The organism is Algivirga pacifica, assembly GCF_039543525.1.
GTDB lineage: Bacteria > Bacteroidota > Bacteroidia > Cytophagales > Flammeovirgaceae > Algivirga > Algivirga pacifica.
Window position 1 is genome coordinate 32,091 of the sequence record NZ_BAABJX010000011.1, and the last position, 19,590, is coordinate 51,680.

The window sequence follows — 19,590 nt, forward strand, 5'->3', positions numbered from 1 at the left end:
CTCCTGGGAGTGGAAGTACCTCTTTTACCTATTACATCATAAGTTTATGCGTACAAGATTATCTTTTTCAGGGCTTCTAACCATAATCTTTATACTCTACTCCTCTGTTGCTTTACAAGCACAAATAAAGGAGGCAAGGGATAGCCTGTTACTGACGTTACAGAACACTGAAAAAGATAGCAGTTATATTCAAACGCTCGGAAAAATTGCCCGCACTTATTATAGTAATAATCCGGACTCTGCTCTTCTTTATATTAATGAAGGATTAGAACTCTCCAGTATGCTACAAAACCAACCACTGCTGGGGAGTATGTACAAGCAAAAGGGAAACCTATATTTCTTTAAGTCCGAATATACTACCGCCCTGAAAAACTATTATGAGGCCCTGCATATCTACGAGCAATTACAAGATACCCTATCCTACGCAGGAACGATTCAGAATATCGGTAAAGCCTTCGAAGCACAAGAAAACTATGAGCGAGCAGAACCTGCCTACCGTAAAGGATTGAAATTATTGGAGGAAATTGGGCATCCAGCCGCCCTATCTTACGCTTACAGTAATATGGCCAATCTCTTTTTCTTTAAAGAGCAACTGGATTCTTCCCTATATTTCCATGAAAAAGAACTGGCGATACGTCAACAACTGGGAAGACCTAGGCTATTAGCCTATACCTATAATGATCAGGCTCTGGTTTATGAAAAAACAGGCGATACCGAAAGTGCACTAAAGAAATACTACGCTTCTCATGACATCCTTAGTAAACAACACGACCAATGGGCTTTGTCCATGATCAAGCTAAATATAGCAGCCATTCACCTAAGCAGAAATAACCTCGACAGCGCCATGCACTATGCACAGTATGCACACCATCAAGCTGTCGAAATAGGAATCAAGGATGCTATCACCCGTTCCAGTAGTATTATCGCAGAAGTCTATGAGCGTAAAAATGACTATAAAAGTGCACTGTTCTACCATAAGATTTTTGCTGACTATCAAGATAGTCTCTACCAAAAAAACAAGGGAGAGGAAATTGCCATTATGGAGGGGCGTATTGCTATGCGCAAAAAAGAGATGGAAAACCAACTGCTCAAAGACAGTAAAGCACTTCAAGCAGAAACCATTCGCTTACAACGCTACCTCAATATTGCGGTGATGCTATTGGCCTTGGGACTATTATTATTGATCGTTTACCTATATCACAAACGTAAGAAACAGCAAAAACTGAGTCAGCGATTATGGTTGATCAATCAGGAGATCAATACCAAGAACCTACAGCTGGAAAGCCAAAGCCTGGAAATACAGGAGAAAAATCAATCCCTTACGGAACTGAATGAGGAGAAAAACCATCTGATTGGTATTGTGGCACACGATCTTCGTAATCCCCTAGCGAGTGCCCTGTCGTTATCGGAACTGCTGATCAGCGACTGTGAGGATAAAGAAGAGGATGAGGTCCTTTGTCTGCAAGGAATACAAGGTGCTTTAGGACGTATGAATAATATGATCCAACGTATTCTGGATATTAAAGCCATAGAATCAGGACACTTTAACCTCTCGCTAGCGACCTACTCCATTGATGAGCTAACCAACAATGTGGTAGAACAACTGAAAGCTACAGCCGGGAAAAAGAATATTCTTATCATTCCTAAGATCAGTCCGGCAACAGCCATCGTGGATAAGGATTATTATTCGCAAGTAATTGAGAACCTACTGAGCAATGCCATTAAATTTTCTCCTATGGGGCAGCGTATCCTCGTAACGGTACGCCAGGAAGAAGGTAATATCCTTTGTGCTATACAGGATCAAGGACCGGGTATTTCAGAAGAGGATCAAAAGCGTCTATTCGGCAAGTTCCAGCGTCTTGGAGCGCAACCTACTGCCGGAGAACAGTCTACCGGACTAGGACTTTCCATTGCCAAGAAATTTACGGAAGCCATGAAAGGAGAGATTTGGTGTGAGTCTGTTTTGGGGCAAGGGGCTACGTTTTTTGTGAGGTTTAGGAGTTAGGAGTTAGGAGTTAGGAGTTAGGAGTTAGGAGTTAGGAGTTAGGAAAAGCTAATTTAATCAGGAGCGATATGTAATAATTATGGGGGGAGTATTTTTCTAAAACGGTAACTCATTCGTTATCAATACTTAATATAAAGCACTAGGTGCAAATAGGCTGTTTTCGATCCTATCGCAACATATTGCTTCTTGCCTCACGGCAAGAAGACTATGATCCAATAATTTATAAAACGGTAGTCTGTCATAATAAGAAAAGCCGAGCGTGGACGCTCAGTGAAAGCGCTTGTAGGTCTTAGGCTAGAGCCTAAGACTAGGGCGGGGGAGGTTGAATAATTAACCGACACACTTCTTACGTGAAGAGATGGGTTGATTAAGATTGAATAAATAACCGACACAGTAGTTATCTCCACCCTCGCCTAGGGTTAAAACCCCAGGCTCTTTTAGAGATACCGCTTTGCGGTTATCAATTCAATCTTTTTTGCAGTATACGCTAGAATAGCTCGCCACGAAGTGGCACTTCTTAAAGAGCCTGGGGCTTTAGCCCTAGGCGAAGTTGAGGGAAACATTTATGTCGGTTAATTATTCAACCTTAATAAACCCACCTCTATGTGATGTCATCCCTTCGGGATTATATCATAAAACCCTGAAAGGGTGACATCACATAGGGGCGGATTTCAATCCGTCACTATACGGAATATGACGGATAAATATTCAAACTTAATGAGCCTAAGATCAGGGCAGGGAGTCTTAGGGAGGACCCTAAGACTAGTATTAGGAATGTGGTCATAGCGTCCACACTACAACCAGTATTTAGAGACAAACAACTAAACAACATGAACGAGCGAAGCTAAACAATATGAACAATCAAAAACGTACGCTAAATGATAAGTTTGTTAGCATTCCCGTCTGATAAATGTCTGTCAAAATAAATTCCTTTCGGGCAATCAAGGTCTTATCATAATAAGGAACGTATTGCAACTGTCGCTCTTCCAGATTCCTTCGGTCATACACATCATATACAGTGAGTGCTACTTTGGCGTCTAGTTTTTTGGCTATTGAGAAATGATATTGGGAAGAAAGATCCAGTCGATGATACACGGGGATATCAAATGGCTCCAAGGCTAATTGAAGCAATGGTCGATCTTCAGTGGCCCGTTCGGGAAGTCCCCTGATCTCGTAATCATTGCGGCTCCAGTTCCAGGTTGCACCTATAGAAAAGGCTTTATAGTGATAGGTACTGGCCAACTGCCATGAGTTGGTTAGGGCATCTTCATGTACTTCGGCATTGTAACGCCTTTTTCTGTGGTTGATCGCGTAGGCAACATAATAGTCGATATATTTCCCTTTCCATTCGTAAAAAACATCCACCCCTCTCGAAAGGCCTGTTCCTTGTAATAGGTTACGGTACTCTGGGCTACGGAAAGCTATATCGGAAATGGCGCCATTGGTTCTTTTTAGGTATACCTCAGCATCCAATCGGCCTTTTCCTTTTCCAATATTTACTCCTCCGATTAAATGATCGGACTGGAGGACAGGAATATTGATATCGTCCGAAAGCAACCATAGCATATCATTACTTAAAGGGTCCGATATCTGATGCATGAACTGATAATACCTTCCCAAGGCAAACTTTCCCCTTATCCATTGTTCTTGGTTGCCTAGCTCTCCTGACAAACGAGGGGCCCAATACCACTTTCCGGTAGGCTGATAATACCACCCTCTTCCTCCTACCTTTAAGGATAACTCTCCTATTTGAGGCATTAACTGGGCAAATACACCCGTAGACGTCGCTGCTGATAGTTGCTCACTTTCTTGAAGTTGATCCCTTTTGATCAGGGTATAATCCAGTTGGTTATGTTGAAGCACAGCCCCTGCATCTAAAAGACCAACGGGGGTATTCACCAATATTTTTGGTTTGAAAGAAAGCTCTTCAAGATGCTGGTACTCCCGGTTCATCCGAGTATTTTCAGGCAATATTCTGCGACGAAATCGTTCTTCCCGCTCCATCCGCTGCTTAAAACCAGAGTATGAAGCCCGAACATGCCACTCTCCTAAAGGGTGAAAAGACAACCAGCTTAAACTAGCCCCTGTGTTAGACCAATGTCGCCTATCCCAAGAAGTATACTGCCTGACAGCACTCATATTTTGGGGAGCTGTAGTTAACTGACTTCTGAAATGATCTTCTGCTCCCAAGACACTTAAGGTCAATAGGTGATCTGTATGGGGCCTCCATAGTAACTTTACATTCCAATCATTATAAGTCGTTTGTGGACGAAGCTGGTGCACATAAAAATCGCCGGTAGCCGTTCCTTGGTCGTAACGATCTGCCGGACGCAGCATAACTTCCTCCTCCGTAAGGTCAGCAGTCAGTTTCCCCCATAATGGATGAGATGTTCTGCCCGCCAAAAGCAAGGATAATTTATTTTTTACAATAGGAAATGATAGGTTAGCACTGGCTTGAAGTAACTGCAAACTCACCTCCCCCTCTACCCGTTGAAAGTAGGGCTCCTTTAAATGAATATCTAAAATACTGGATACCCTTGCGCCGTATCGGGAATCAAACCCTCCTTTTAATAATGTCAGGCTATCAACTACTGCAGGATTAAAAACATTGAAAAGCCCAAAGTAATGCTCCCATTGAAATACGGTAAACCCATCGGCCAAGGTGAGGTTTTGGTCGGCAGTTCCTCCCCTTACTTGTAAAGACGCTCCTCCTCCCGTCCGTTCTACTCCCGGCAACATCTGTAAGGCATAGAGGGCATTATCCTCTGTAGCGGCTGCCAACCCAGAAACGACGGACTTCTCCACCTTCACTGCTGAAGCTTGTCCTTCAGAAGAGAATCCTTCCAAAGAATCTTTTTCCAAAACTTCCAGCGCCTCCATCTGCAAGACTGATTTACGCAAGAGAATGGGAGCATCACCCATAAAATCACGCACAGCAATCTGCACAGGCTGAAACCCCACATACCGAATACTCAGGGTATCCGTCTTCCTTGGCGATAAGGTAAAGCTACCATCTTCTCCTGTCAGTATTCCTTTTTGCTCCTGCTGCATAGCTACCATTGCAAAAGGCAAGGGGGCCTTCGTCTCCGCATCCAGAACATATTGTTTAAGGGTCACACGAGGCGCTTCATCTTTTCGATAGATCACCACATGTTTTCCATTAATCAGGTCAAATGAAAGGGGTGTGGAAGATAACAATTGCTGTATTGCTTCTTTGATCTCCAGTTCTTGAAAAGAAATCGTTACACTAATCTCCTTAACTTTTTCAGGGTCGTATGACACATAATATCCTTGTTGTTTTAGCTCCCTAAAAACGGTTTCTAAAGGTATATTACGATAATCCCCACTCCATTTGGAAACTGGGATAATAGCTTCTTGTGCCTGTAGAAAAACAGTAGATAATATACAGAGCGCAATGGTAAGCTTTATAGTCTTGATAATCATATATTTTCCTTGTAGTTGGTTTCGTTTATCGCTTATTGGTTATCGCTTACCCTTTATAATTAATAATAAACGATAAGCAATAAACGATAAACCCCAACATGCTACTTCTTCTCAAACACTTGAACCTTCTTCCCTTCTACTTGATAAGACAACCCCATTGGTTTTAGTACAACTAAAAGGGCCAGTTCCAAATCATTATTCATAAAGGTCCCCGTATAATAACGTGTAGAAAGACCCAGGTTCTCGGCATTGATCTCGACGCCAAACTGTCGCTCTATTTCCTCAAATACCTGTATCAATGGCTGCTGTTCAAAATCAAAGGTTCCCGAAATCCAGGCAGGTTCTTCATGGTTTTGAGGGGTAGACTGCTTCTGCAATTTACCTTTGGTTGTCAGGTCCACCTTTTCACCTTTGGTTAGAATTTCCTTCTGACCTTTGGAGGCTACCTGTACCTTTCCGGTATAACAAACGACCTTAAAGTCATTATCACGGGTATAGATATTAAAAGATGTTCCTAGTACAGACACTTCTCCATGAGGGGTTTCCACTGAAAAGGTACTTCCCTTTTTCACTTTAAAGAATGCTTCCCCTTGAAGGGTCACCCGACGGTCATTCTCCCAATCGTCTTCGGAAAATTCCACAGTAGAATAAGCATTCAGCATAACTTCAGAACCATCGGGAAGTTTCACCTGTTTTTGTTCCATGGCCAACGCTTGCATAGTCACCAATGCCGATTGCTGATTGAGCCAATACCCTATTCCCAAAGCCATCACCAATAATGCTGCCGCCACTGAAGTCCACCAAGGAGTGATACTTCTGGATTTGGGAATGGCTTTAGAAGTACCCTGCCTACCTTGCTCGATACGTCCCCAGAGTTGTGTTACTTTTTCAGCTGACAGTTCCCTTTCCTCTACCTTTACGCCTTGGCATAATACCTTTTTGGCGTACATGACCGCCTCCCTTTCCTCAGGGTGCTCCTGTATATATTGCTCCCAATAGGCTTTATGGGTTTCATCTCCCAAGGCCCAGGCACAAAAATCAGGATTATCTAAATATTTATCTATGGAGAAATTCATCTCTATGTTTAGGTTTATCGCTTATTGTTTATTGCTTATCGTTTCTATTCCTTCAACGATACGTCTCTTGGCAATTCCTATTCAGGAAATACCTCAGGACCACTTTTGTACTGAAAAAAAGAGTAAAAAATAGAGTAAGGCACTTCCTCCCATCTCCGACTTCATCTTTTTTAACGCCTCACTTTGGAGATTCCTTACCGACTGATTACTAATCTGCATCAGCTCACTCACCTCTTCAGGGCTCATTTCTAAATAAAAGCGTAGATAGATCACCTCTTTTTGTCGTTTGGATAAACTGTTGAGTGTTTTCTCCAGCTTTTGCTTGTTGATGCGATCTCCCTCAGCAGCAACTATCTGGTCTTCTACCGTAAAATCAAGTACAAAGTCTATCGATTGATGCTCTTCTTCCAGAGAAACATTCTTATTTCTGCTCATCCTACGATACAGGTCTCGCTTCAAGGAAGACATCAGGTAAAACTTAATTGCATCTGTTTCCCCCAGCGTACTTCTTTTCTCCCAGAGCCTCAAGAAAAGGTCTTGTATGGCATCTTCTACCAAAGCACTATCCTGACAGCACTTGTAGCCATATTTATATAGCAGTTGAATGTATTGTGAGAAAATTTCTTTGAGTGCAGTTTCTTCTCCACTCCTTAATTGGTTCCATAGTTCCCTGTCCGTGGTCATCAGGAAAAGGTTAAGTTGAATAAAAATAAAAACAAACCTTTCGGTTCGGGTCTTATACTATAACGAGAAAAAGATAGTAATATTTAATGATATTTTAGCGTTCACTTATACGCCATGAAAAACAAACGAATTCTTTTAACGGTCATTGTCCTTGCACAGTTCTGCTGTACGTCCCTTTGGTTTGCGGGCAATGGGGTAATCAACGAACTAATTATCACTTTTCAACTTCCAGAAGGAAGCTTAGGTCACCTTACCGCTGCCGTACAACTAGGTTTTATTATGGGTACCTTATTGTTTGCCTTACTGACTATTTCCGATCGATTTTCTCCATCGCTGGTGTTTATGGGTTGTGCACTACTAGGCGCAGGTTTTAATGTGTCAATATTATGGGAAGAACATACCCTTTGGAGTCTGCTGTTCTTACGGTTTATGACAGGATTTTTTCTGGCAGGTATTTACCCTGTAGGGATGAAAATTGCCGCTGACTATTTTGATAAAGGATTAGGGAAATCCCTAGGCTTCTTGGTAGGAGCATTGGTGTTAGGCACTGCCTTTCCGCATTTCCTTAAAACACTGACCGTTGGATTTTCATGGGAATATGTGATATGGATTACGACGGCGCTAGCCACCTTAGGTGGTACCTGTTTATACTTATTGGTTCCGGATGGCCCCTACCGTAAGCGCAGTCAGGCCGTCGATCTCTTAGCTTTTTTCAAGGTGTTCACCAATCCTTCGTTTCGTTCTGCCGCCTTCGGGTATTTTGGACATATGTGGGAGCTTTACGCATTTTGGGCATTTGTCCCTCTTTTATTAAGTACTTACCAAGAGCATCATCCTGTCACCGCTCAATGGAATATTCCCTTACTCTCTTTTAGCATCATCGGTATTGGCGGTATTGCCTGTGTCATCGGGGGATATATCGCTAGTGTCATAGGGACACAACGCACCGCCTTAATAGCCTTGATCAGTTCCGGGGTATGTTGCTTGCTCTCTCCATTCATGCTGCAGGTCCCTTCTGGGTCGATCTTTATCCTTTACCTATTCATCTGGGGAATGACTGTTGTCGCAGACTCTCCCCTATTCTCCACCCTGGTTGCCAACAATGCCCCTACAGCTACAAAGGGAACGGCCCTAACGATTGTCAACTGTATTGGGTTTGCCATCACCATTGTAAGTATTCAATGGCTTAACTACCTGAAAGAAGAGGGCATGATCACTTATGGTTTTGCTTTTCTTGCTATAGGTCCGTTGTTGGGGGTGGTGGCTTTGAGGAGGGGGAATGTTTGATTGCCAGATCCTGTCCGTAGGGGTATTCCTGCAGGAATGCCCCTACGGACAGGCTTGGGTAAAAAGGAATAGGTAATATTGTAGGATTACCCGACGGGGACACCGTGTAATGGGTGATATTCCCCCGACACTGGTCTTAGGCTCAGCCACGTCATGTAATGATAAGACCTAAAAGCGCTTTCGCCGAGCGTCCACGCTCGGGTGGTATGAGTGAAAAATGGAGGTTGAATAAATAACCAACGTTATAATAATCCTCATCTCCGCCTAGGGTTGATTAAGGTTGAATATTTATCCGTCATATTCCGTATAGTGACGGATTGAAATCCGCCCCTATGTGATATCACCCTTTCAGGGTTTGAGTAGCATACAATTCAGTTATCTTTGCTAGGAATGGAACGCAAAAGTATGTTAGTTCAAAGATGTCCTTGGACTTTCGTCATTTTGGGTACAAGATAATCACGCCATGTAATGGTTGCACCAACAAATATGTTTGTAAAAAAATGGAAGGTTAGTAAACCCATTGATATTGTCTATTCAAATATGCTATAAATGAACAGGGTTACTCTTTCTTATAAAAAGGTATATGTAAAGTGTAACTCATTTCATCAGGATACGATTTTAATGATAAAGAATATCTAAGTTCTGTATTTTCAATTATCCAATTAAAATACTTTTTATTTTTACTGATAAATGCTGGTACATATTCCCAAGGAATGTAATGTTTTCCCTCAACAGAGGAATCACCTGATTTGTAATTATTTATATTCTTTAAAAGAATTTTCTCATTACTCTTTAATATTACTAGCACACCTATTAAATGATATTTTTTTACAGTTAAATTTGAGTCTAATAATAAATTATACTTCAAGTATCCCTTTTCAAAAGATTGAGGTACATTTTGAATTTCAATTCTTTCAACTGGAAAGCTTGTAATACTTATGGTATCTGGGAAATATAAAAAACTACTATCAGTTTGAGCAAAAGTAACTGTTTGTTTAAAGAATATTAGTGATAAAAATAATAGAATATGCTTCATTATTTATAATTGATTATGGGGTATAACATTTTGATTTGAGGTGGGTTATAAGCTCTGGAGTTGCTACATTCCGTTAAGTTAAAAAGGACAGGAGAAAGATACCATCGCTTTCTTTTATTAATACAAGCCTACAAGGGCTATAGACCATACAAATCCGCCTCTTGTACGGCCGCGCCAATGGCGCGGCCGTACAAGAGGCTTGCAATGATATATCTACCTAAATATAACCCTCTCCTTAAGCTCCCTCCTCCACTTTCATCCCCACTCCCGTAAAAGAACTCAGCGCCGTAATCATAAAGAACAACATCGAAAAGACTACGGCCTTTTCCTCTGAAATCCCTGTATAGGCTGCAGCATAGATAAAGACCAGCTCACGGGCTCCTACGCCCCCTACTGTAAAAGGGATAATGGCGACAATCGAAGAGATCAGGAAGAGCGTAAGGTATTCTGGAATGTATTCATCAACTCCTAAGGCTTGCAGAATGAAATAGGCACAAAGCAGTTGAAAAAGCTGTACCAGCAAGGACCATTGGAAGGCCTTATGGTTGGGATTGGCGGTGGCTTTGAAGATTAATCGACTGCCTACCACAAAGATTGGGTAAGCAATAATGGCTATGAACAAACTTAGGCCTGCCCATAACGGATAGCCCATGTCATATCCCAGGAAAGTAATCAATAATAAAGCGTAAATCCCTAAGGCCATCATGCCATTTAGTCGATCCAGCAATAGGGCCTGAAAAATTTTGGTACGCGGTATGGTATACCATTTTCCTAGCAAGAAAATCTTATACCCATCTCCTCCTATTCCTCCGGGAAGAAATAAGTTATAGAACATTCCGAGGTAATATAGCTTCAGGTTCAGAAGTGCAGTTACCCCTATATCGATCGCCTTCAAGAAGAGATGTAATCGAAAGGCACTGCTAATCTTGGAAAAATTAAAAAATAGAAAAGCAACGAATAAAGCCCAAGGCGATGCTCCTTTGAGCACCTCCCAGGCTTTATCCATTTCTATCTTTTGGGTAACCAGGTAAACGGCCCCTATGGTCAACAATAACTTGAGCGCAAATTTAATGAGCTTCTTCTGCGGCGGGGTTAAATACTTCTCTAACATAGTAGGTTTTTTTCTGTTGAGACTCGAAGTAAATCCTTACCAGAATTTCAGCAATTAATCCAAAGAAAAAGAATTGTATCCCTGCCAAGATCAAGGTCACTCCCAAGATAAGCAGTGGACGTCCCCAGATATCCGCTCCCATCAATTTCTCAATCAGAAGGTATAGGTTAATCACCCCTCCTGCAAATCCAGACAGCAACCCCAGCCCTCCAAACAAATGAATAGGCTTCTGTAGGTAACGCTGCAAGAAAACCATTAAGATAAGGTCTGTCATCACCTTGGTGGTACGCCCCAATCCATACTTGGACGCTCCATGAATACGGGCATGGTGCTTAACCGGCATCTCCATCATGCGTCCCCCTTGGATCTGCGCCAATACCGGGATGAAACGGTGTAGTTCTCCGTAAAGTCCTAAGTTCTTTGCTATATTTTTCTTAAATACTTTTAGCGTACAGCCATAATCGTGCAGGTAAACCCCTGTGAGACGTCGAATCAAACCGTTAGCAATCTTGCTAGGGAGCTTTCTAAGTAGCATACCGTCTTTACGCTTAGCTCGAATTCCCGCCACTACGTCCATGTTCTCCTGTTCCAGTCGATCCAGCATCAACGGAATATCTGAGGCATCATTTTGAAGATCCCCATCCATGGTCACAATATAAGTCCCTCTTGCCTGGTCAATTCCCGCAGCCATCGCCGTGGTTTGTCCAAAATTCTTAGATAAGATAACCAACCTTACCCGCTCATTAGCCAGTTCTTTGATACGTTCTACCGTACGGTCTGTAGAACCATCATCAACCAATACGACTTCGTAATCATATCCTTTTAAAGATTGGTGAATGTTATCCAGCAATGGCGCAATATTATCCTCTTCATTGAGTAATGTAATCACTACAGATAAATGCATATTCCCTGTATTTTTATAGTTTAGGTTCTAGTTGTTTCTTTGAGTTTAGGTAATTTTTCTCTTTTTTACAGCACTATTCCTCTTCGAAAAAAGATATTATACCCGAGAATAGTACAATAAAGACAAAAATAAACGCTCTAACAACTTTTAAATAATGAAATTAACCTGGACTGCTGGTTCTTTACTACTCATTAGTATTGTTATATTTTTTGCAAACTCCTGGGGCTTCTCTATTTACATTATCGATGAGGCTCGCAATGCCGAATGTGCCCGAGAAATGCTAACGAACGGAGAATGGATTGTTCCTACATACAATGGAGATTTGCGCTTTGACAAGCCTCCTTTGCATTATTGGTTTATGATGTTAGGATACCAATTATTTGGGGTCAACCCTTTTGGGGCCCGTTTTTTTTCTGGTATCATGGGGATTCTCACTGTGATGACCACTTTCTTTTTTACCAAAAGACTGCTCAATGAGCGAGTGGCCTTTTTTAGTGGATTAACACTTCTTTCTTCTCTACAAATTGCTTTACAGTTTCATTTGGCCGTACCGGATCCATTTCTGATTTTCTTTGTCACTCTTGGACTTTTTTCCTTTATCAGTGGCTTGGAAACGAATCACAAGGGACATATCTTCCTTATTTATATTGCCTTGGGATTCGCAGTTCTTTCCAAAGGACCTGTGGCTATTGCGCTACCGGGATTGGTATTTCTACTCTATCTTATTTTCACTAAACAACTAAGTATACCTGTTTTATTGCGTTTACAAGTTCCCTTGGGTAGTCTATTATTTCTGATCATTGCCCTGCCTTGGTATATCATGGTTGGCTTAAAAACGGATGGGCTATGGCTGCAAGAGTTTTTCTTCAATCACAATGTTGGGCGCTTCACCTCTACCATGGAAGGGCACGGTGGTAGCTTTATCATTATCCCAATCATCGTATTGGCGGGATTGCTTCCCCTATCATTGTTTCTGATCCAAGGAACGATCAAAGCATGGAAAGAGCGTAGCACCAATCCTCTCCTATTGTTTGCACTATTGGTGATGGGAGTATTTGTAGTCTTCTTTTCCATGTCCCAAACCAAGCTTCCTACTTATCCGGAACCTTGCTATCCTTTTGTCAGTATTTTGATTGGCTATTATGTCGTTTACTTTTTACAGAAAGGAAAATCAAAAACCGACAGCATTATCTTATGGAGCTATACCAGCATCATGGTTATTCTTCCGATTGGTTTATACATAGGGTTGGGACAAGACCCTGTCCTAAAAGATATCAAGCACCTTAGTGTTTACTTCTCTGTGTTAAGTATATCGGCCATCATAGCCTTATCCAACTATTATAAAGGATATAAGACACTTAGTATCTATAGTATGGTCGCTGGGTTTCTATTACTTTCCCAAGTCGCGACTTATGTCGTTCTTCCTGCCATGGATCAGCAAACTCCTGTCGTCGATGGATTAGCCAAACTGGATACTACTCGCACCTTTGCTTACTATGGACGAATGAATCAGGCACTTCCTTTTAACCTCCAAAAGACGCTTCCAAAGCTGGAAACCAAGGAGGAATTATCCAACTATTTCGCTCAACATCCGGAAGGATACTTAATTTCAGAAAAGCGAAACGCTAAATCCTTAATGGAAGTCTTTCCTGACCTGGAATTGATCTATGAAAAAATCGATCCTTTTGAGCGAAAGACGATGATGGTGTTTATAGTGAGCAAGGATACTTCACTATAAAAATTGCTATTGCAGGGGTTGTTAATTTTCAATGATCAATTTTCAATTTTCATTTATTTGCTGAGCTTTCGCTCAGGATATAAGAGCCTATTTGGAACACTGATTCAGAAGCGCTCTAATTGCTATCATATATTGATAATTGAAAATTAATCATTGAAAATTAAAAACTGCCCCTACCTATATGCTGTCAGTAGTTTTATGGTAAAGCCGGCAATAAAAGCTGAAAATACTTTCAGTCGCTTCGCAGGCTTGTTGGAAGGAACTACTGCTCGCATAGTCGACAACTGCTTCATAAAAGCCTGTGGAGATAGTCTTAAAGTCCCCTCTCCTACGACCACTTGCTGTTCGTTTTTAATGATAACCTTTAAAGTGGTTGTTTCCCACCACATCTTTAGGATATTGTTGCCTAAGTACTTCTTCCCTTCCAGCGTATATTGCTCTCCTTCTTTTTCAAATGAGAGTCCATAATACATTACCTTAGAAGCATTTCCTGAATGATCCTTGTCAAATAAGCTGACACTTCCATCTGTGAGTTTACCTTTCCAACTCCCTATACGAACCGTCCCTTCGAATGTTCCTTTATAACTTATAGCTGAATCATTCCATTGATCAAGGTTTGAGATACAGACATCCACTGTTATAGCTAAAGAAGACTGCTCTTCTTGTACTGTGTATTGTGGCTTCCATTGACACATACCACTCATGGTTTCGGAAAACAGGATACCTGTTTGTGCGATTTGTTCCTCACGGGAATCTTCACTAATTATTTCACTAGCAGTCTGCATCTATTTGTTTTTCTCTACTGCCGCAGGGTGATCATTGATAGCTGCAGTATCCAAGTCCCACTCATTAGGCTCAAACTCAATACTCGCCCTCCAGTTTTCTACCCACACATCATACCCTGCCGCTGAAGCCATTTTCAATATATTGGTTTCATTCGGCGCATTAAAAAGATTAGACCGTACACCTGACCCGTGTACAAAAAGTAGTGGACCTAACGTGGATGGTTTCTCTGTAATCACACGTTTCAAATTACACTTGAATCCATCGTAAGCTTCAAATGGGATTGTTTCAAATTCTAAGTTCACAAGGTTATTATTATAATTAATCATCAATAATTTAATCTAAAAAGCAGGCTAAGTTTGTGTTCATAATGTTTAGGTGAGCTTCGCTCGTTCATGATGTTTAGTTAAATTTCACCTTTAGTGACTATCACATGATTTGTGAGTAGTGTAAAATATTTGAACTAAAATTCAACAACTAAACATCATGAACGAGCGAAGCTCACCTAAACATTATGAACATTCTTGAGGGGTGATTTCTTCTGTGGATTACTCTCTTTCCTGTATCTTCTTCCTCGTATAACGGAAGCCCATCACCAGCAAATCATCTAACTGAGCTAAGTTACCTTTCCAGTTTTGAAAATTATCGTAAAGTTTCTTTTGCTGCAGTTCCATCTTGTCCTGATGAATCAAAAGGAAAAATTCTCTCAATCGTTTTTGGAAATACTTTTTATTGGTCACTTCCCCGAATTGATCGGCATATCCATCACTGCATAAATAATAAGTACGCTCCTTATCTAAGGACATACGATAAGACTTCAAAGGAGGTATATTCGCTTCATTGCTACTTCCAACCACAAAGCGGTTGCCTTTCAATACATGAAGCACTCCATCTTCAACATACATTAAGGCTTGTTTGGCGCCTGAAAAAGTCAATACTCCTTCCTGAGGATCGATAACACAAATAGAAACATCCATCCCATCCAGTACACCAGTCTCTTGTACGCTAAGTATTTCTTTGACTCCTCTATTCAGTTGATAAATAATCTGGGCTGCTCTCGTTTCCTTTCCTTGCAGGACAATCTCCCTTAAAAGGCTATTTCCTATCAGGGACATGAAAGCTCCTGGTATTCCATGTCCAGTACAATCCATTACGGCTACAACGACTTTTCCCTCTACTTCTCTTACCCAATAAAAGTCTCCACTTACGGTATCTTTTGGTAAGTACAATACAAAATGCTCCGGCAAGTATTCTTTCAATCGCTCCTGAGAAGGTAAGATTGCAGACTGTATTCTTTTGGCATAATTAATACTTTCTGTTAAGCTTTTACTCTTCTTTTCAATCAAGGCCTTTTGTTGCTCTACGGTATCCAGAATCATAGATAATTCTTCATTGGCACTTCTCAACTCTTCTGTCTGTACAGCTACTTCTTTTTGTAAATGAACATTATGCTGTTCTACGAGCGCTTTTTTCTCTTTAATAGACTGTATTAGTTGTAATTGTGCTCTATCAGAACTGCTCTTATAGAGATTAAGCTTATACCCAAAGGCCAACGAAAGGAATATTAACTCCACCAAAAAACTCACCTGCAATATATAATCGTGGAATCCTGTATACGTAATAATACCTTGTGTGCCAAAGACGAAAAACATTCCCGACCACATATAGGTAATCCATCCAATTAAAAATAACATTGCTGGTCTATACCCCTTAACAATAGCATAAATGGATACATAGATCACCAAGACCATCAAGAAAAATGAATTGATCTGATTTATAGTAGAAGCGACAACTTTCACCCCCATAAGACCTATTACCATAGAAAGGCCGAAAACAGCCAAACAAATCAGAAATAACTTATACACTGACGGCAGGTGCTTTTTGATCTCCAAAAAATAAAGGACCATCACCAGTGTAAAAATGCCATGCAAAGCAGATAAAATAGATCCTTTGGTTGCCGACCAAGTATTATTAGGCCATAGAAACTCCACTCCATGTCCTGTGAGGTAAGCATTAAATAACCCTACAACAATGCAGTAAACCGCATAGATGGCATATATTTTTTCTTTTGTTGAGAAAAACAGGAACATATTATACATCGCCATAAATAGTAAAATACCATAAAAGGCTCCATAAAACAGGTCTTTACGGTGTTGCTTCTCTAAAAAAGCGGTGGCCGTTCCTACCTCAACAGGAAACTGAAGAAAGTCTGACTTTATCCTGAAAAAAAATGTTTTCTCTCCTTGAAATCCAGGTAGTCTAAAAAGCATATTTGCCAAAGGCATTGCCCGATGACTAAAAGGCTTGGACAAACCTAATTCCTCAAAGTAAATAGCGTTCTTCTCATCAGTATAGTACAGCTGTATAGATTCGGCATGTTCAGCTCCTACCTCCAACAGCCATTGCTGATCGTTTCCAACTTTTTTATCCAAAGTAACTGCACACCAAACGATCGCATTTTGATCTCCAAAATTAAGATACTCAGTCCCCGAAGCTATAAATTGCCCTTGCTGATGAAGTCGCATCACTTCCGAAACCTCTAAACCTTCATCCAAGGTAATGAAGTAAGTAGTATTTCCTCCAACCGCATAAACCCTGTCCGTATGCTCAAGCAATACGGATGCTGTCTCTTGTCCCAAGAGGGTTGTAGATAAGTAAAAATAGAGTAAAATCCCCCACAGGAACTTATAAACGCAATTCATATAATATAAGGTAAAAGGTAAGAAGTAAGAGGTATAAAGTAAGAGGTAAAAGGTATAAAGTAAGAGGTTATGGTTTTTCACCTTTTACTTTATACCTTTTACCTTTTACTTTATTTGGAAAGGTATTCACCATAAACATATCCTTCTAGCGCTCCTGCCGCTATCTTATACCACCCCTCTTTTTCCTCCAGTATCTTCACTTCTGTCCCTTTGGACAAGCGATCTACCAGTTCCGCAGAAGCCTCTGCTTTTTCTCGGACATTTAGATTGCCTCCTTGAGTGGCTACTACTCCTGTTTCTCCATCTTTATCGACATAGTCTCCGGACACCCAACCTTGGACTGCAACCGTAAATACTTTCGCCCATCCTCCTTCTAGTTCCAGTACATCCACAGAGGTTCCATCTTTCAGGCGAGACAAGATCGACGCATCCTTATTGGGCGACTCTCTTAGATTAAGATAAGAAGATACACTTACCACCGCCTTATCGTTAGGTTCAAACGGACGGTATAACTCCTCCTCTTCCGCTTCTGGGGTAGGGATTGCCAAAGGAGGTTGTGTTCCCTTAATCTCTAGCAAGAACTCTTGTTCTGGTACCACGGCGCACAGGGCTTCAAACGTTGGTCCTGAACTTAGGATATCCAAGATGTTATCATCGACCATCTTTCCATCCTGTCTTCTTTTTAAGTGTCCATAAGATGCTCCCACAAGAATACATCCTTTGGTATGGGTATAAAAATTACCCGTATGAATCAATATACCTGCCCTACCTGGCACCTCACTTCCGTCTAACTGCTGTATATGAAACGAACGGTTAGCGTATTTCCCGAAGGTTCTAAAAACGGCTTTGTATTGTCCAGTAGGAATGCAAGAGATTCTATTTTGGTTATCAAGCCATGGCAATTCTAAGGTTTTACACCTAAAAAGTTCCAATCCTCCCTCGTCTAGTAATACTAGTTCACCCAAGGTTTCTTTGGTCAGGTAATCATTTCTCTGCAGAATCGCTTTTTTCATTTTTTAATATAGTATTAGAATGCAACAATGATTTCCCTAAAATATCAATATTTATGGTTTCAATATTAATCTATGGGCACATTTCTCTCAAATGAAGTAGAAAAAACAATATTGGTCTCTGTAGAGGCCACTCCTTCTATATTAGTTAGCGTATTCATTAAGAGCGCACTAAGATGCTCACTACTTTTGGTATATACTTTAAGAATCAAGGTATATCCTCCACTAACATAATGACACTCAACCACCTCCTCTATACTTTTCAGCTCTTCGATCACCTGCTTCACCATTCTACCTTCTTTGACAATCACATTCACAAAAGCACAACATGCCCATCCTAGCTTTTGAGGAGCAATTCCTAAACTAGGAGAAGAGATAATCCCGGCATCCATCATCTTATTGATTCTTTGATGCACCAAGGAGTTTGATATATTTAGATCACGAGCAATTTGTAAGTAAGACTTCCTTCCGTTTCGTAAAAGTTCTTTGATGATTTGGCGGTCTGTGTAGTCTATTGGATAGTCCATTGATTGATTTTCCATTAAAAAAGTGTCATTTTAACGCTTAACAAAAGTTTACCATACACATATTGACACAAAATTATAAAAAAAATAAAAAACACCTCAATTATTAAGGTTACAAAAAGTGATACTGACTATCTTTACGGTGAAATCAACGCATATTGACAATTAGCAGTAACATGAACAAAGATCAATTACTCGAGAAGCTATGGGAACAGTACGTAGAACTGGCGCCCTCAGCAAAAAAGGTCCATCAACTATTCTTGGACAAAGGTGAAACAGTCGAAAATGACCACATCGCCCTGAGAACATTCAACGACCCTAGGGTTAATGTTGATAAAATGTCTGAGGCATTCCTGGCATGTGGGTACGAAGCAAAAGGTGAGTATGTTTTTGAGGCGAAAAAACTTTTCGCAAAGCACTACGAACACAAAACCGACAAAAATGCTCCTAGAATCTTCATCAGTGAACTGAGATTGGAACAATGCAGTGAGTACCTACAAGAAATTGTAGACTCTTGTATGGCGATTTCAGGTGTTGATGACATCGATCCAAAAGAGCTAGCATTCAAAGGACGTCTTTGGGGAAAACCTTCTTACGGAGTTTACCAACGTCTATTGGAAGAGTCAGAGTATGCGGCATGGATGTACGTATATGGTTTCTGTACCAACCACTTTACAGTATACATCAACCCGTTGCAGCATTTTGATAGTGTAGAGGAAGTGAACACACTATTAAAAGACAACGGATTCAAGATGAATGCTTCTGGTGGGGAGATCAAAGGTACGCCTGAGCAACTATTGGAGCAATCGAGCATTTTGGCTGACAAGCTGTCAATCGAATTTGTAGAAGGCACGTATGAAATCCCTGCCTGCTACTACGAGTTTGCAAAGCGTTACCCTAAAGCTGACGGTGAATTATTCTCCGGGTTTGTAGCTTCTTCTGCAGACAAGATCTTTGAAAGTACCAACGTAACGGTACAGTCTTCATAAGACGAAATTACACTTAGCCAATATTCAAGTGTACAGGAAGTCGACATATCATTGTCGGCTTCCTTTTTTTTGCATTATACCTTACTCGCTTAATCACTTTCTTTCCTTACCTGTTATCTGAAAATTTGTATTCTGCTAATAAGCTTAAAGCATGCAATGTTCTCTATAAAGTGCCACAGTTTACATATTGAATATCGTCTCTCAATTGCTTAAACTGTTAGTATACATTTTCTATGTATACAAAACATAGATTTTATCTCAGCTATTATTGAAGTTTTCTAGGTTACAGGCTTTTAC

General features: G+C 40.7%; 15 protein-coding genes. 4 read left to right on the forward strand and 11 right to left on the reverse strand.

From position 1 onward, the window contains the following. Positions 1-46: 46 nt before the first annotated feature. On the forward strand, positions 47-2,005 hold the full coding sequence (locus tag ABD985_RS02930) for a tetratricopeptide repeat-containing sensor histidine kinase (protein ID WP_345369060.1): 1,959 nt from the start codon (positions 47-49) through the stop codon (positions 2,003-2,005). 861 nt (positions 2,006-2,866) lie between these two features. Here the strand turns inward: ABD985_RS02930 and ABD985_RS02935 are convergent. The 3 genes from ABD985_RS02935 to ABD985_RS02945 form a co-directional block, all read right to left on the reverse strand. Continuing rightward, on the reverse strand, positions 2,867-5,449 hold the full coding sequence (locus tag ABD985_RS02935) for a carboxypeptidase-like regulatory domain-containing protein (RefSeq protein ID WP_345369061.1): 2,583 nt from the start codon (positions 5,447-5,449) through the stop codon (positions 2,867-2,869). A 101-nt stretch (positions 5,450-5,550) separates the two neighbouring features. Beyond that, positions 5,551-6,525 (reverse strand): FecR family protein, encoded by a 975-nt coding sequence (locus ABD985_RS02940; RefSeq protein ID WP_345369063.1) that lies wholly within the window; start codon positions 6,523-6,525, stop codon positions 5,551-5,553. Positions 6,526-6,618: 93 nt separating this feature from the next. Continuing rightward, on the reverse strand, positions 6,619-7,209 hold the full coding sequence (locus ABD985_RS02945; RefSeq protein WP_345369065.1) for an RNA polymerase sigma factor: 591 nt from the start codon (positions 7,207-7,209) through the stop codon (positions 6,619-6,621). A 114-nt stretch (positions 7,210-7,323) separates the two neighbouring features. On the opposite strand from ABD985_RS02945, the gene ABD985_RS02950 reads away from it, so the two are divergent. After that, positions 7,324-8,496 (forward strand): MFS transporter, encoded by a 1,173-nt coding sequence (locus ABD985_RS02950; protein WP_345369067.1) that lies wholly within the window; start codon positions 7,324-7,326, stop codon positions 8,494-8,496. A 559-nt stretch (positions 8,497-9,055) separates the two neighbouring features. Here ABD985_RS02950 and ABD985_RS02955 read toward each other — a convergent pair. From ABD985_RS02955 to ABD985_RS02965, 3 genes are all read right to left on the reverse strand, one after another. Continuing rightward, complete coding sequence (locus ABD985_RS02955; RefSeq protein ID WP_345369069.1) at positions 9,056-9,532, reverse strand: hypothetical protein; 477 nt, start codon at positions 9,530-9,532, stop codon at positions 9,056-9,058. A 235-nt stretch (positions 9,533-9,767) separates the two neighbouring features. Further along, positions 9,768-10,643: a lysylphosphatidylglycerol synthase transmembrane domain-containing protein gene (locus tag ABD985_RS02960; protein WP_345369071.1), complete on the reverse strand. Its 876-nt coding sequence runs from the start codon at positions 10,641-10,643 to the stop codon at positions 9,768-9,770. Further along, a complete protein-coding gene (locus ABD985_RS02965; protein ID WP_345369072.1) occupies positions 10,600-11,547 on the reverse strand; it encodes a glycosyltransferase family 2 protein in 948 nt (315 codons plus the stop codon). Before ABD985_RS02965 ends, ABD985_RS02960 begins: the two co-directional genes overlap by 44 nt. A 154-nt stretch (positions 11,548-11,701) precedes the next feature. Between ABD985_RS02965 and ABD985_RS02970 the strand changes: the two genes are divergently transcribed. Further along, complete coding sequence (locus ABD985_RS02970; RefSeq protein ID WP_345369074.1) at positions 11,702-13,285, forward strand: ArnT family glycosyltransferase; 1,584 nt, start codon at positions 11,702-11,704, stop codon at positions 13,283-13,285. A gap of 173 nt (positions 13,286-13,458) precedes the next feature. Here ABD985_RS02970 and ABD985_RS02975 read toward each other — a convergent pair whose 3' ends face one another. The 5 genes from ABD985_RS02975 to ABD985_RS02995 form a co-directional block, all read right to left on the reverse strand. After that, positions 13,459-14,070, reverse strand: coding sequence for a hypothetical protein (locus ABD985_RS02975; protein ID WP_345369076.1), 612 nt, complete (start codon positions 14,068-14,070; stop codon positions 13,459-13,461). Then, a complete protein-coding gene (locus tag ABD985_RS02980) occupies positions 14,071-14,373 on the reverse strand; it encodes a hypothetical protein (RefSeq protein ID WP_345369078.1) in 303 nt (100 codons plus the stop codon). It lies immediately after the preceding gene. A 243-nt stretch (positions 14,374-14,616) separates the two neighbouring features. Next, positions 14,617-16,770, reverse strand: coding sequence for a 7TM diverse intracellular signaling domain-containing protein (locus ABD985_RS02985; protein ID WP_345369079.1), 2,154 nt, complete (start codon positions 16,768-16,770; stop codon positions 14,617-14,619). 110 nt (positions 16,771-16,880) lie between these two features. After that, a complete protein-coding gene (locus ABD985_RS02990; RefSeq protein WP_345369081.1) occupies positions 16,881-17,783 on the reverse strand; it encodes a DUF5675 family protein in 903 nt (300 codons plus the stop codon). A gap of 65 nt (positions 17,784-17,848) precedes the next feature. Then, a complete protein-coding gene (locus ABD985_RS02995; protein WP_345369083.1) occupies positions 17,849-18,322 on the reverse strand; it encodes an Lrp/AsnC family transcriptional regulator in 474 nt (157 codons plus the stop codon). A gap of 158 nt (positions 18,323-18,480) precedes the next feature. On the opposite strand from ABD985_RS02995, the gene ABD985_RS03000 reads away from it, so the two are divergent. After that, positions 18,481-19,293: a DUF1338 domain-containing protein gene (locus ABD985_RS03000; protein ID WP_345369085.1), complete on the forward strand. Its 813-nt coding sequence runs from the start codon at positions 18,481-18,483 to the stop codon at positions 19,291-19,293. The last annotated feature ends 297 nt before the right edge of the window (positions 19,294-19,590 follow it).